Origin of the sequence: Bradyrhizobium sp. I1.14.4 (assembly GCF_050435825.1) — a bacterium.
Classification (GTDB): Bacteria; Pseudomonadota; Alphaproteobacteria; order Rhizobiales; family Xanthobacteraceae; genus Bradyrhizobium.
In genome coordinates this window covers 34,249-47,316 of the sequence record NZ_JBNDLA010000007.1, presented here as the reverse complement: position 1 = coordinate 47,316, position 13,068 = coordinate 34,249, and the positions used below count along the sequence as shown (strand labels likewise).

11 protein-coding genes are annotated in these 13,068 nt (G+C 64.9%); 9 read left to right on the top strand and 2 right to left on the bottom strand.

Annotated features, from left to right (window positions below; translation table 11 throughout):
- Positions 1 to 2: 2 nt before the first annotated feature.
- From ABIB78_RS16385 to ABIB78_RS16375, 3 genes are all read left to right on the top strand, one after another.
- On the top strand, positions 3 to 899 hold the full coding sequence (locus ABIB78_RS16385; RefSeq protein WP_429026249.1) for an amidohydrolase family protein: 897 nt from the start codon (positions 3 to 5) through the stop codon (positions 897 to 899).
- Positions 900 to 914: 15 nt separating this feature from the next.
- Positions 915 to 1,964: a hydroxyacid dehydrogenase gene (locus tag ABIB78_RS16380; RefSeq protein WP_429026247.1), complete on the top strand. Its 1,050-nt coding sequence runs from the start codon at positions 915 to 917 to the stop codon at positions 1,962 to 1,964.
- A 705-nt stretch (positions 1,965 to 2,669) separates the two neighbouring features.
- Entirely contained in the window at positions 2,670 to 2,885 is a 216-nt protein-coding gene (locus ABIB78_RS16375; protein WP_429026246.1) for a hypothetical protein, read from the top strand.
- 19 nt (positions 2,886 to 2,904) lie between these two features.
- Here ABIB78_RS16375 and ilvD read toward each other — a convergent pair whose 3' ends face one another.
- Entirely contained in the window at positions 2,905 to 4,749 is a 1,845-nt protein-coding gene (ilvD, locus tag ABIB78_RS16370; RefSeq protein WP_429026244.1) for a dihydroxy-acid dehydratase, read from the bottom strand.
- Between the two features lie 212 nt (positions 4,750 to 4,961).
- On the opposite strand from ilvD, the gene ABIB78_RS16365 reads away from it, so the two are divergent.
- Positions 4,962 to 5,519 (top strand): carboxymuconolactone decarboxylase family protein, encoded by a 558-nt coding sequence (locus ABIB78_RS16365; protein ID WP_429026242.1) that lies wholly within the window; start codon positions 4,962 to 4,964, stop codon positions 5,517 to 5,519.
- Positions 5,520 to 5,523: 4 nt separating this feature from the next.
- Positions 5,524 to 6,375, top strand: coding sequence for an SDR family NAD(P)-dependent oxidoreductase (locus tag ABIB78_RS16360; RefSeq protein WP_429026240.1), 852 nt, complete (start codon positions 5,524 to 5,526; stop codon positions 6,373 to 6,375).
- Between the two features lie 17 nt (positions 6,376 to 6,392).
- Here the strand turns inward: ABIB78_RS16360 and ABIB78_RS16355 are convergent, their stop codons facing one another.
- On the bottom strand, positions 6,393 to 7,400 hold the full coding sequence (locus ABIB78_RS16355; RefSeq protein ID WP_429026237.1) for a LysR family transcriptional regulator: 1,008 nt from the start codon (positions 7,398 to 7,400) through the stop codon (positions 6,393 to 6,395).
- Positions 7,401 to 7,542: 142 nt separating this feature from the next.
- Between ABIB78_RS16355 and ABIB78_RS16350 the strand changes: the two genes are divergently transcribed.
- From ABIB78_RS16350 to ABIB78_RS16335, 4 genes are all read left to right on the top strand, one after another.
- On the top strand, positions 7,543 to 8,505 hold the full coding sequence (locus ABIB78_RS16350) for an ABC transporter permease (protein WP_429026236.1): 963 nt from the start codon (positions 7,543 to 7,545) through the stop codon (positions 8,503 to 8,505).
- Between the two features lie 96 nt (positions 8,506 to 8,601).
- Positions 8,602 to 9,627 carry a sugar ABC transporter substrate-binding protein gene (locus tag ABIB78_RS16345; RefSeq protein WP_429026234.1) on the top strand — a complete coding sequence of 342 codons (1,026 nt, stop codon included), beginning with the start codon at positions 8,602 to 8,604 and terminating at the stop codon, positions 9,625 to 9,627.
- A 160-nt stretch (positions 9,628 to 9,787) separates the two neighbouring features.
- Positions 9,788 to 11,926 carry an ABC transporter permease gene (locus tag ABIB78_RS16340; protein WP_429026232.1) on the top strand — a complete coding sequence of 713 codons (2,139 nt, stop codon included), beginning with the start codon at positions 9,788 to 9,790 and terminating at the stop codon, positions 11,924 to 11,926.
- Complete coding sequence (locus ABIB78_RS16335; protein WP_429026229.1) at positions 11,926 to 13,062, top strand: SMP-30/gluconolactonase/LRE family protein; 1,137 nt, start codon at positions 11,926 to 11,928, stop codon at positions 13,060 to 13,062. Before ABIB78_RS16340 ends, ABIB78_RS16335 begins: the two co-directional genes overlap by 1 nt.
- The last annotated feature ends 6 nt before the right edge of the window (positions 13,063 to 13,068 follow it).

The following is a 13,068-nucleotide window of genomic DNA, read 5'->3' as shown; positions in this document are numbered from 1 at the left end:
CGATGGCCGCGTCAGAGATTCCCGCCTGCCTGCCGCCGCGTCCGGTGACGCCGCCGAGGCACAAATTGCCGCCAAAGGCCTGCGACACCCATGCCCACGTGTTCGGTCCGGCGGACCGCTTTCCCTATGCCGCCGATCGCAGCTACACGCCGCCGGACGCCCCGCTGCAAAAATATCTCGGCATGCTCGATGCGCTTGGGTTCACCCGCGGCGTGCTGGTGCAGGGCAGCGCGCACGGCCGCGACAATTCGGCGATGCTGGACGCGCTGCAGCGCGAGCCCGCGCGGCTGCGCGGCGTCGCGGTGGCCGATGCCGAGGTGGCGGCGGGCACGCTGCGGCAATGGCATGTGCTCGGCGTCCGCGGCTTGCGCTTCAACCATTTCTTTCGCGGCGGACAGTTGCACTATCGCGGCGGCATTCCGCTTGGCGTCGCCGAGACGCACGCGGGTGTGATGGCCGAACTCGGCTGGCATCTGCAGCTCTGGATCGACGTGAAGGATTTGCCCGACACGATCCCGACGTTGAAGGCGCTGGGCCTGCCGGTCGTGGTCGATCATATGGGCCGCACCGATGCCCGCGCCGGCGTCGACACCGCCGGCTTTCAGAGCCTCTTGCGGGCGGTCGGCGAGGGCTGGTGCTGGGCGAAACTATCCGGCGCGCATCGCCTGAGCCTTCAGGCGCCCGATTACCCGGATGCGCGGCCGTTTCACGAGGCGCTGGTCGCGGCTAACTCCGAGCGGCTGGTGTGGGGCGGCGACTGGCCGCATCCGCGGGTCGAGGGCGAGATGCCCGACGCCGGCCATCTGCTGACGCTGTTCCAGGAGTGGACGCCGGATGCCGCGACCCGTGACCGCATCCTCGTCGACAATCCCGCAAGACTCTATGGCTTCCCAAACTGAAAGCTGCCCGAAGACATGACCGTCAACAACAAGCGCGTGTTCTACGTCAAATACCTGGCCCATGAGATCTACGTCGATATCCTGAAGAAGCGGCCGGATGTCCGGCTCGACCGTCTCGAGAACGAGACGCCGGAGGCGGCGTTCGCGCCTGTTCTCGCTGACGCGCATGCCTATCAGATCGGCGCCGCTCGCGACGAGCTGGCGCCGCACTTCCATGCCCATGCCGAACTGCTGAAGCGCGCGCCGAACCTCCTGATCGTGTCCTCGAACGGAGCGGGGTTCGATCCCGTCGATGTCGATGCCTGCACCGCCGCGGGCGTTTTGGTGGTCAACCAGTCCGGCGGCAACGCCAACTCGGTCGCCGAGCACGCGCTCGGCATGATGCTGACGCTGTCGAAGCGGATCATCCAGTCCGACCGCAGGCTGCGGCGCGAGGCCAACGTCAACCGCAACGACCTGATCGGCAACGAGCTGAAGGAGAAGACCGTCGGCATCGTCGGCCTCGGCAATGTCGGCCGCCGCATCGCCGAGCTGTGCAAGGGCCTGCTGCACATGAAGGTGATTGCCTATGATCCGTATCTCACGGCAGATGAGATGGCCAAACGGGGCGGGGAGAAGGTCGAGCTCGACGATCTCCTGCGCCGGGCGGATTTCGTTTCGATCTCCTGTCCGTTGTCGAAGGACAATCGCGGCATGATCGGCACGCGCGAATTCGCGCTGATGCAGCCGCACGCCTATTTCGTCACCACCGCGCGCGGCTTCATCCATGACGAGAAGGCGCTGGAGGACGCGCTGCGTGACAAGCGCATCGCCGGCGCCGGTCTCGACGTCTGGGCCAAGGAACCGCCGCCGCCGGATCATCCGCTCTTACAGTTCGACAACGTGCTGGCGAGCCCGCACACCGCCGGCGTCACCCGCGAGGCGCGCGTCAACATGGGCCGGATCGCGGCCGAGCAGATCCTCGACGCACTCGACGGCAAGCGTCCGCCGCGCATCATCAATCCCGAGGTCTGGCCGGTCTACGCCAGGCGGTTCGAGAAGGCGTTCGGGTACATGCCGGGGTAGGTCGACGGTCATTGCCGTCAACGGTGAAGTCAGCCAGGTGAGGTGAGCACGCTGGTCAGGCCTCCGCCTCGCGGGGCCGCGGCTGCGCACGGCCAAAAAATATCGAAAACAACCCCATGCAAAGAAGCTGGCGGCTGCCGGCGGTTCGACCAGGCAACTTGACGCGTCGGGCAACTCAGGGGTACATTTCCAATATTCAGAAATAGTGCAAGCGGCCGGCCTTGTGGGAGAGATACCCCCAAGGGCGGAGGGAACTATTCGCCGGTGCGGCCTTAACGCAAATAGCCAGTCGTGCGAGTATTGTTGCTCGCGCAAAACACCGGAGAAAATCTCCTTCGCCGGAGCCTCGATTGAGGCAATAAACCTACTGCCGAGCTACCACTCTGCAACGCGTCCGTTGTTATTTTCCCTGAGATATCGACGACTTAGCCCGATATCGCCATCTTCCGTCTGTGCCCGCACACTCCGGCACGGAAGGAAGAAGTTCATGCGACAGGTCCGGTCATTGCTCCGCAACGCGCCCGCCAGGATTGGCCGCCGCATTGCGCAGATCGTCGCGATCGCCGCCGCCAGCCTGCCTCAGGCCGGCGCGTAGTTTTCCCCGCTGCGAACAGCCGCAGGCGACTCTTCCGAATTAACTCACTCCCATTTCGTGTTAGTGCTAGCGTGGTACCCCCGGTCTGCCGGTCCAGCAGGGAGGGTTCCATGTCACGCTTCGTCATTCATTTCATGAAGGACGTGCTCGGCGGCAACGGCCGCGAGCGCGAGGTCTGTCAGGGTGCGCTCGAGATCGACGCCCTGAGCGAAGGCCAGGCCACCGAGATGGCCAAGCTCAAATTCTGCGAGCAACAGGCACTATGCGACTGGTCGCTCCATGCCGACCGCATCCGGATCGAAGCGGCCGACCAGCGTGTGACCTGACCTTGGGCGCTCCGGCCAATCACTCGGGCAGGATACGAACGGCACCCTTCGCCGCGCTGCTCGCGAACGCCGCATAGGCCTTGAGCGCGGTCGAGACGGCGCGCTTGCGCGGCGCCGCCGGCTTCCATGCCGCATTGCCCTTGGCTTCCATCGCTGCGCGACGGCGCTTGAGTTCGGCATCGTCGACCGCGAGATTGACCTTGCGGTTCGGGATGTCGAACTCGATGATGTCGCCTTCCTCGACCAGACCGATCAGGCCGCCTTCGGCGGCTTCCGGCGAGACGTGGCCGATCGACAGGCCCGACGATCCGCCGGAGAAGCGGCCGTCGGTGATCAGCGCGCAGGCCTTTCCGAGCCCCTTCGACTTCAGATAGCTGGTCGGGTAGAGCATCTCCTGCATGCCCGGGCCGCCGCGCGGGCCTTCATAGCGGATCAGCACGACATCGCCGGCCTTGACCTTGTTGCCAAGGATGGCTTCGACCGACGCGTCCTGGCTCTCGAAGATGCGGGCCGGGCCGGAGAATTTCAGAATGCTCTCGTCGACGCCCGATGTCTTCACGATGCAGCCGTCCTCGGCGAGGTTGCCGAACAGCACGGCGAGGCCGCCGTCCTTGGAATAGGCGTGTTCGGCGTCGCGGATGACGCCCTTGGTGCGATCGACATCGACGTCGTCGAAGCGGCGATCCTGGCTGAAGGCCTCCTGGGTCGGCACGCCGCCCGGCGCGGCGCGGTAGAAGTTGCGCACCTTGTCGCTTGATGTCCGCACCACGTCCCAGCGGTTCAGCGCGTCATCCAGAGTCGCGGCATGCACGGTCGGTCCGTCGGTGGTGAGCAGCCTGGCGCGGTCGAGCTCGCCGAGGATTGCCATGATGCCGCCGGCGTGATGCACGTCCTCCATGTGGACGTCCTGCACCGAGGGCGCGACCTTGCACAGCACCGGCACCTTGCGCGACAGACGATCGATGTCGGTCATCGTGAACGGCACCTCGCCCTCGCGCGCGGCGGCGAGCAGATGCAGCACGGTGTTGGTCGAGCCGCCCATCGCGATATCCAGTGTCATCGCGTTCTCGAACGACTTGAAGTTCGCGATATTGCGCGGCAGCACCTTGGCGTCATCCTGCTCGTAATAGCGGCGGGCGAGATCGACGATCAGATGGCCGGCCTCGACGAACAGGCTCTTGCGGTCGGCATGGGTCGCCAGCACCGAGCCGTTGCCGGGCAGCGCCAGGCCAAGCGCCTCGGTCAGGCAGTTCATCGAATTCGCCGTGAACATGCCGGAGCAGGAGCCGCAGGTTGGGCAGGCCGAGCGCTCGATCACCTCGACCTCTTCGTCCGACACGTTGGAATCGGCGGCCGCGACCATCGCATCGATCAGGTCGACCGCGCGCTTCTTGCCCTTGAGCTGGATCTTGCCCGACTCCATCGGGCCGCCCGAGACGAACACGGTCGGGATGTTGAGCCGCAGCGTCGCCATCAACATGCCGGGCGTGATCTTGTCGCAGTTGGAGATGCAGACCATCGCGTCGGCGCAATGCGCATTGACCATGTATTCGACGCTGTCGGCGATCAGTTCGCGCGAGGGCAGGCTGTACAGCATGCCGTCATGGCCCATCGCGATGCCGTCGTCGACCGCGATGGTGTTGAACTCTTTTGCCACCCCACCGGCCTTCTCGATTTCCCGCGCCACGAGCTGGCCGAGATTCTGCAGATGGACGTGGCCGGGCACGAACTGGGTGAAGGAATTGACCACCGCGATGATCGGCTTGCCGAAATCCTCGTTCTTCATGCCGGTGGCGCGCCAGAGGCCGCGAGCACCCGCCATGTTGCGGCCGTGGGTGGTGGTGCGGGAGCGATAGGCGGGCATCGTAAATCCTTGGGCTATGGGCGCTTTTTGAGGGAGATGGCGATCCTTATGCCTGCCCGCAGCAGCCGATTCAAGCGCGGAACCGCATGGCTGAACCCCGCAATTCGGCCAATCCGGCGCGGTCGGCTGATCTCGGTCGGCGGGCTGCATTAGGTGGACGCACCGGGAAGCCGGACGTTACGACGACGAACAAGAAACAAAGGGAGAGACACGTGGCAAGGCTGCCCCTGATTGATCCGGATACGACCAGCGGCGACATTCGCACGGTGTTCGACCGCATGCCGGTCAAGCTCAACATCTTCCGCATGATAGCCCATGCCGAGGCCAATGTGATTCCTCTGATGCGGCTCGCCAATTCGATCCTGCACAAGCAGAAGCTCTCCGCGGTCAATCGCGAGCTCCTGATCCTGCAAGCCGCGCAACTCGAGGGCGGCGCCTATGAGTGGCGGCAGCATTTGCCGATCGCGCTCGGCGTCGGGGTCACGCAGGCGCAGATCGATGCGGTCGAGCGCGGCAGTTACGATGATGCCGCGCTCAACGCGGCCGAACGCGCGCTGCTCGGCTTCGGCCGCGAGGTGGTCGAGAAGGTACGCGTCGGCGATGCCGCCTTCGCCGGCATGCGCAAGCATTTCAGCGATCAGGAGATCGTCGAGGCGATCGTGGCGCTCGGCTTCTACATGATGATGGCGCGGCTCACGGAGGCGACCGAGACCGATCTCGATCCAGCCGCCGGCATGGCCGTCTACGAGGGCGGCAAGAACCGGGGTTGATGAGATGTCGGAGACTTCGCAAGACAGCAAGCCGGAGCGCTATGTCCGTCCCCTGAGCGCGGAATCGTCAGGCACCGCGCCGGGCCGGGGACGCCTCAACGGCCGCCGCATCCTGGTGGTCGGCGGCGGCCAGCGCGTGTTCGACGCGGCGACCGATCCGATCGGCAACGGCCGCGCCATGAGCCTGCTGTTCGCGCGCGAAGGCGCGCATGTCGCGGTCGCTGACCTCAACCGCGCCTCGGCCGAGGATACGGTCGCACGCATCGCGGCGGATGGCGGCTGCGCTTTCGCGATCGCCGCCGACGTCACCAATGAGGCCGATGTCATCAGGATGATCGACGAGGCACAGCACGCCATGGGCGGGCTCGACGGCATGGTTCTGAACATCGGCGCCTTCGGCAAGACCGGGCTCGACAATGTCAGCGCCGAGGAGTGGAACAGGATCTACGACGTCAATGTTCGCGGTCCGATGCTGTGTTGCCGCGCCGCCTTGCCGAAATTCGCGGACGGCGGCTCGATCGTCTTCATCTCCTCGATCGCGGCGCTGAAGGCGGGATCGCAGATGGCCGTCTATGATTCCTCCAAGGCGGCGCTCGGCGGCCTGATGCGCAACATCGCGCATACCGGCGCGCGGCGCGGCATCCGCGCCAACCTGGTCTATCCCGGGCTGGTCGATACCCCGAACGGCCGCGAGGCCGGCGCGGGACGGCCGTCGCGCGGCAAGGGGCAGGTCCCGTTCGGCCGCCAGGCCACGGCGTGGGAGATCGCCTATGCCGTGCTGTTCTTCATGTCGGATGAAAGCGTCTACGTCACAGCGCAGACGCTCGCGGTGGATAGTGGCCTGAGCGGGCTTTAGCGACGCGCGCGCCGGCGTTATTCCGCGGCGATACCGGTCGGCACCGGGATGCCGACCTTGGGGCGTGCCTTGGCCGCACGCCGGTTCTTCTTGCTGAAGCGGCTGCCTGCCAGCAACGCCGCGGCGGCGCGCAGCTGCTCGCGCAGCCATTGATTGGTGGTGTCGCCCTCGGCGGTGGCATGCCAATAGAGATAATTGACGTGCGGACTGATCGGGAATGGGCAGGGGAAGCACTGCAACAGCCCCGGGTCCTCCAGCACGGAGGCGGCGCTTTCCGACGCCGTCAGCAGCATGTTGCTCCGGCTCACGACGTGGCAGGCGGTCGCGAAATTCTGGCAGGTCAGCCGAACGGTGCGCGTCAGGCCGAGGCGCTGGAACTGGAAGTCCTCGAACGACAGACCGCTGCGCCGTGACGTCACGCAGACATGCTCCAGCCGCAGGTAAGCCTTCTTGTCGAGCCGCGTGCCGAGCTCGGGATGGCCGCGCCGGGCGAATACTGCGATATGCTCGGTCAGGATCTGCTCGCGCCGCACCTCCGTCGAGAGCGGCAGCAGTGTATCGATCGCGACGTCAAGCGTGCCGGCGGCAAGCTCGCGCTCCAGATTGTTGCGCTCGCTGCGCACCGTGGCGATCTCGACCAGCGGCGCGACCGCACTGATCCGGTTGACCAGCGCGCTCAGCATCGGCGCCTCGAGGTTGTTGCGCAGGCCGATCACGAACCTCTTCGGCGTCTTGGCCGGATCGAAACGGTTGGTATGGGTCAGCGTCGTCTCCAGGCCGTTGAGCGCCTGGCGCACGGTGGTGATGATCTGGCGTGCCAGCGGGGTCGGCGTCATCACGTGATGGCGGCGCACGAACAGCGGGTCATTGAACATTGCGCGCAGCCGGCTCAGCGCATGGCTGACCGCAGGCTGGGTCAAATTGAGGCGGAAGCAGGCGCGGCTGACGCCGCCCTCGGTATAAATCGCGTCGAACACGACGAACAGGTTCAGATCGATGTCGCGCACATGCATGGAAATAATCAATCCGTATCCGCCGAATGCATTTGACGAATACTAGTCGCCACTCTTAAAGTCTCAAGCAAAATAATACCTGGAGGAAACGATGAGCGTGCAATCGCCATCGCGCGGCGTTGCTGTCCCTACGGCATCATCTCGCTCGGGCTCAATGTTCGCAAAGCCGAGCCAGGAGCAGATCGTGCTCCTGATCACGATCGCGCTTCTGGTCGTGTTCGGCCTGACGCTGAACGGTTTTGCCACCGTCTCCAATCTCTTGAATCTGTTGCGCAGTATTTCCATCCTCGGCGTGCTCGGCCTCGGCATGGGTCTGATCGTGATCAGCCGCGGCATCGACCTCTCCGAGGTCGCGATCATGGCGGGTTCCTGGGCGATCGCGCTGATCTACATGCAAAACGGCATGCCTGTTTTCACGGCAGTGCTGCTGGCGCTGGCGATTGCGGTGCTGATCGGCGTCGTCAACGGCGTGATGGTCGCCTTCGTCGAGGCGCCGGCGCTGTTCGTGACGCTGGCCGCCGGCTTCGTCATTTATGGTCTCGCCTTCTGGATCGCGCCGGCCTGGGTGGTCTACGCGCCGAAGGATGCGCCGGGTCTGATGTATCTCGGCGCCGGACGGCTGTTCGGGATCCCGGTTCCGATCCTGGTGTTCGCGGTCTGCGCGATCGCGATGCACCTGTTCCTGTCGCGCACCTCGATCGGCCGCTTCATCTATGCGCAAGGCGATAACCCGGAGGCCGCGCGGCTGACCGGCGTCGCGCTGCGGCCGCTGATCGTGCTCGAGCACGTGCTGGTTGCGCTGCTCGCCTGGATTGCAGGCATGGTCTGGGTCGGCACCACAGGCAGCATGCAGATGGCGATTACGCAAGGCACCATGATCTTCGACGTCGTGCTGGTCGTCGTGATCGGCGGCATCAGCCTGATCGGCGGCCGCGGCAGCGTGTTCAGCGTCGTGGTCGGCTGCATCCTGATCGGCACGCTGCTCAACGCCTTCACCATCATGGACGTCAACAGCGAGGTACAGAACATCATCAAGGGCGTGGTGCTGCTGGCCGCCATCGTGCTTGACAACTGGCTGCACCCTCGTGACGAGGAGACCGCGCGGCAAGGCGACTGAAACAGGGCGATTGAGCGGGCCCAGGCGCCTGGATCTTTGGCCAAATCAATCAAAACAATTCCAAATCAATCAAAAGAATTTCTTGTGGAGGAGACGATGAAGACGAGCAAGTTCTGGACGATCCTGCTGGCCGGGGTGGCGCTTGCCGCGATGCCGTTTACGGCATCGGCGCAGGAGGAAGGCACCAAGGCCGGGCGCGAGCTGCGCGCCGGCTACGACAAGGCACTGCAAGGCAAGACCATCGCCTATCTGCCGATTGCGCTCGGCGTGCCGTTGTCCGACGAATGGGGCCGGGTGGTGCAGGAAGAGGCCGAGTGGCGCGGCATGAAATACGTCGTGCGCGATCCCAACAACAATCCCTCGGCGATGCAGCAGGCGCTCACCGCGCTGGTCGACCAGAAGCCCGACGTCCTGATCGTGCAGAACCCGAGCGTGACGCTGCTGATGAAGGATCTCAAGCGCGCCGAGAGCCAGGGCACGCATGTGATCCAGGTCAACATGGCCTCGAACTACAAGTCCGACGCCTTCGTCGGCGTCGACTGGCGCGAGATCGGCAGGATGCTCGCCAACGAAACCGTCAAGGCCTGCGGTACCGGTTCCGGCAAGTCCGGCAAGGTCCAGATCGTGCAGGGTGAACTGACCGCGGCCGCCAGCGTCGACCAGGTCGGTGCCATCATGGAGGTCCTGAACAAGGACCCGAACATCAAGGTGGTCTCGAACCAGGCGGCGAACTGGGACGCCAACACCGCGCTCAACGTCACCGCGACGGTGATCCAGCAGCATCCCGATCTCTGCGCGTCGATCGGCTTCTGGGGCATCATGGAGTCCGGCGCAGCGCAGGCGATCCGCAATGCCGGCAAGATCGACGACGTCAAGGTGTTCGCCTCGGGCGAGGGCTCGCAGCTTGATTGCGACCAGGTCACTTCCGGTAATTTCAGCAAATTCCTGAGCTACAAGGCGACCGAGCAGGGCCACGACCTGATGTTCGCGGCCGAAACGCTCCTGATGTCCGGCGACAAGCCCGGCAGCCGCAATCTCTCCTATTACACGCGGCCGATCTGGATCGATAAGAGCAACGCCTCGCTCGGCGGCACCTGTTTCGCGCTCCCCAAGAAGAACTAACAAGGCGCGGGGCAGCCGGCGCGGGGGGCATTCCCGCGCCGGCTGTATCACGAGCATGATCCGGAAAAGTGGAAGCCGGTTTTCCGAAAGATCATGCTCAAAAAGAGGAACGAGATCACGATGGGATTTCTCGCATCATGATCGAGGGAGTGCTTTGGCGATGTCGATGGCAGTTGATTCTTTTGCCGCATCGGTGCGGCGGTTTTCACCGCGGCTCTTGCTGTCTGAGCTGTTGCTGAAACAGTGGTTCGAGCCGGTCGTTCCCTTCACCGTGATGATCGGGCTGTGGGCGTATTTTGCGCTCACCATTCCCGACTACGCCTCGGTGCAGAACTCGGTGTCGCTGCTGCGACTGTTCGCCGAATTCGGCTTCGTCGCGCTTGCCATGGGCTTCTGCCTGGTCACCGGCGGCATCGACCTTTCGGTCGGCGCGATCTTCGCGTTGTGCAATTTCGCGGCGCTGTATTTCCTGCTGGTGCGCGAATGGCCGGTCGGCCTTGCCGTGCCGGCGACGCTTTTGGTCGGCGCGCTGCTCGGAAGCATCAACGGCTTCCTGATCGGCTTCCTGAAGACGCGGCCGTTCCTGACCACGCTGGTGACGCTGATCATCCTGCGCGCCTCGGTCAATCTGCTCAACACCAGCTACGCCCAGGTGTTCGCGACCAACTCGGTCGAGAGCGATGCCTGGGATTTCATCGGCGGCGGCAGCGTGCTCGGCATTCCCATCAATGCGGCAACCCTGTTCGTGGTGCTGTTGATCTGCCACGTCTTCCTGTCGCGCTCGCGCTATGGCTGGCATCTCACCGCGATCGGCGCCAGCCGCAAGGCGGCGCGCCACGCCGGCATCCGCGTCCGCTTGATGCTGTTCATGACCTATGTGCTGTCCGGCACGCTGTGCGCGGCGAGCGGCATCTTTTATGCCGCACGGCAAGCCTCGACCGACTCCACCACCGGCGTCGGCTGGGAGTTCCAGGCGCTCACCGCCGTGGTGCTCGGCGGCGTGTCGCTGGCCGGCGGCAAGGGCACGGTGTGGCGGGCGATGATCGGCGCGCTGATCATCTTCCTTTTGATCAACGGCCTCGTGCGGATGGGCATCCCGGGCTACGTCACCTCGGCCGTGACCGGCATGATCCTGCTCGCCGCCGTCGGCATCGATGTCAAATGGTCGAAGAACCGCGGCAAGGCGATCCAGAAGATCTATGTCAATCCCGCATATGTGGCTCTGGCGCCGGCGCCGTCGGTGCAGCGCGGCTCCGGTTCGCCCTTTGCCCAGAACGATCGGCTGATCAACGCGCAGGCGATCGGCGTCGACCAGGTCGAAGGGCCCGAGGATGTCATTCTCGACCGCCGGGGCCGGGTCTATGGCTCGACCCGCGACGGCAACGTGATCCGCTTCTCGGGACCGAACTTCGAGACCCGTGAGGTGTTCGCCCATATCGGCGGCCGGCCGCTCGGCATGCAGTTCGACCACGACGAGAATTTGATTGTCGCGGTGGCCGGCATGGGCGTCTACGGCATCGCGCCTGATGGCAAGGTGTTCAAGGTCACCGATGAAACCAACCGCACCTGGTACAAGCTGAATGATGATTCCCGTCTGCGCATGGCCGACGATCTCGACATCGCGCCCGACGGCAAGATCTATTTCAGCGATTGCACCACGCGCTACGAGATGACGACCAACACCCTCGATATCCTCGAGGCGCGGCCGAATGGACGCCTGGTCTGCTATGATCCCGAGACCAAAACGACCCGCACCGTCATCAACCATTTCTATTTTCCGAACGGCGTCTGTGTCTCGCATGACGGCCAATCGGTGCTGATCGCAAGCACCTCGCTTTGCAAGATCTTCCGTTACTGGATCGCGGGGCCGAACAAGGGCCGTACCGAAGTCCTGATCGACCAGTTGCCGGGCAACCCCGACAACATCAACCGCGCCTCCGACGGCAATTATTGGCTCGCCCTGGTCGGCGTCCGTACGCCGACCTTCGATCTCTCCGTGCGCAAGCCCGGCTTCCGGCTGCGCATGGTGAAACAGGTGCCGACCGACGAGTGGCTGGCGCCGGGGCTGAACCACGGCTGCGTGCTGAAGTTCAACGAGAGGGGCGAAGCGCTGGAGTCCTGGTGGGACCCGACCGGGACCTCGCATTCGGTGCTGACGTCGATGCGCGAGCACGAGGGCTATCTCTATCTCGGCGGGCTCGAGAACAACCGGATCGGCCGCATCAAGCTCGACGGCGTCGACGAGAGCTGGACCGGATACGATGCTTATTGGGGCGCCAAGAGCAGGGTGATCAACTAATGGGACTGTTCGACCATCTGTTGCGCGATATCAGAAGCGTCGTCGATCGCGATGGCGTCGAGAAATCGATCCCGCCGCTCGACGGCGCACTCAGCCCGAACGACCGGCTCGACACTGCTGTGCCGATCGGTGAGCCGCTGCCCGGCGTCGACGACGTGATCGCCGCCGGCGACGGCGCGATCTATGTCTCCGCCGGTCGCCAGGTGCTGAAACTCAGCGGCAGTGATTTCTCGATCCGCACCGTTGTCGCCGAGTTCGAGGACGACGCCGGCGGGCTCGCGCTGCATCCGGACGGCCGCCTCCTGGTCTGCGTCGCGGGCAGGGGGCTTGCGGCGATCGATCCCGCAAGGCCCGATCCGCGCTGGCTGGAGGCCGCCGGCGGCAGCGCGCTCACAGGGCTGTTGTCGGTCACGGCGGCGCCCGACGGCGGCATCTATGCCGTCGAAGGCAGCGTCGGCCGCCGCCGAGGCGAGTGGCGGCACGATTTGATGGAGAAGCGTGCCGGCGGCCGCCTGATCGGCTGCGGTGCCGGCCTCGACGATCCGCAGGTGCTGCTGCGCGATCTGCCATATCCCTACGGCGTGATGGTCTCCGCCGACGGCAAGAGCCTGTGGCTCACCGAGAGCTGGGCGCATCGCGTCAGCCGGTTCGCGCTTGCCGGTAACGCGCTTGATGGAAGTGGGCTTGGCCCGCGCGAGATCGTCGCCGCCAACATGGCGGGTTATCCGGCGCGGCTGCATCCGGACGGCCATGGCGGCCTGCTGCTCGGCGTCTTTGCTCGCCGCACGCATCTGATCGAGTTCGTGCTCAAGGAAGACGACTTCCGCGAGGAGATGATGGCGACGATGCCGCCCGATTACTGGGTGGCGCCGGCGCTGGTTGGCGGCAGCGATTGCCTGGAGCCGATGCAGATTGGCAGCGTCAAGGCGCTCGGCATCCAGAAACCCTGGGCGCCGCCGCGCTCCTATGGCCTGCTCGTGCATCTCGATGCCGACGGCGAGGCCAGCGACAGCCTGCACAGCCGCGCCGGCGGCCGCTTCCACGGCATCACCGCCGCCTGCGCGACGCCCTCCGGTGTCGTGATCGCGGCGCGCGGCGCCGGACGGCTGCTGCGCTACACGGGAGAACTGCGATGAATGACG

What these genes read in the sequence shown, in the direction of transcription:
- ABIB78_RS16385 (WP_429026249.1), top strand. Translation starts at nt 3, where the DNA reads ATGGCCGCGTCAGAGATTCCCGCCTGCCTGCCGCCGCGTCCGGTGACG.
- ABIB78_RS16380 (WP_429026247.1), top strand. Translation starts at nt 915, where the DNA reads ATGACCGTCAACAACAAGCGCGTGTTCTACGTCAAATACCTGGCCCAT.
- ABIB78_RS16375 (WP_429026246.1), top strand. Translation starts at nt 2,670, where the DNA reads ATGTCACGCTTCGTCATTCATTTCATGAAGGACGTGCTCGGCGGCAAC.
- ilvD (WP_429026244.1), bottom strand. Translation starts at nt 4,749, where the DNA reads ATGCCCGCCTATCGCTCCCGCACCACCACCCACGGCCGCAACATGGCG.
- ABIB78_RS16360 (WP_429026240.1), top strand. Translation starts at nt 5,524, where the DNA reads ATGTCGGAGACTTCGCAAGACAGCAAGCCGGAGCGCTATGTCCGTCCC.
- ABIB78_RS16350 (WP_429026236.1), top strand. Translation starts at nt 7,543, where the DNA reads ATGTTCGCAAAGCCGAGCCAGGAGCAGATCGTGCTCCTGATCACGATC.
- ABIB78_RS16345 (WP_429026234.1), top strand. Translation starts at nt 8,602, where the DNA reads ATGAAGACGAGCAAGTTCTGGACGATCCTGCTGGCCGGGGTGGCGCTT.
- ABIB78_RS16340 (WP_429026232.1), top strand. Translation starts at nt 9,788, where the DNA reads ATGTCGATGGCAGTTGATTCTTTTGCCGCATCGGTGCGGCGGTTTTCA.
- ABIB78_RS16335 (WP_429026229.1), top strand. Translation starts at nt 11,926, where the DNA reads ATGGGACTGTTCGACCATCTGTTGCGCGATATCAGAAGCGTCGTCGAT.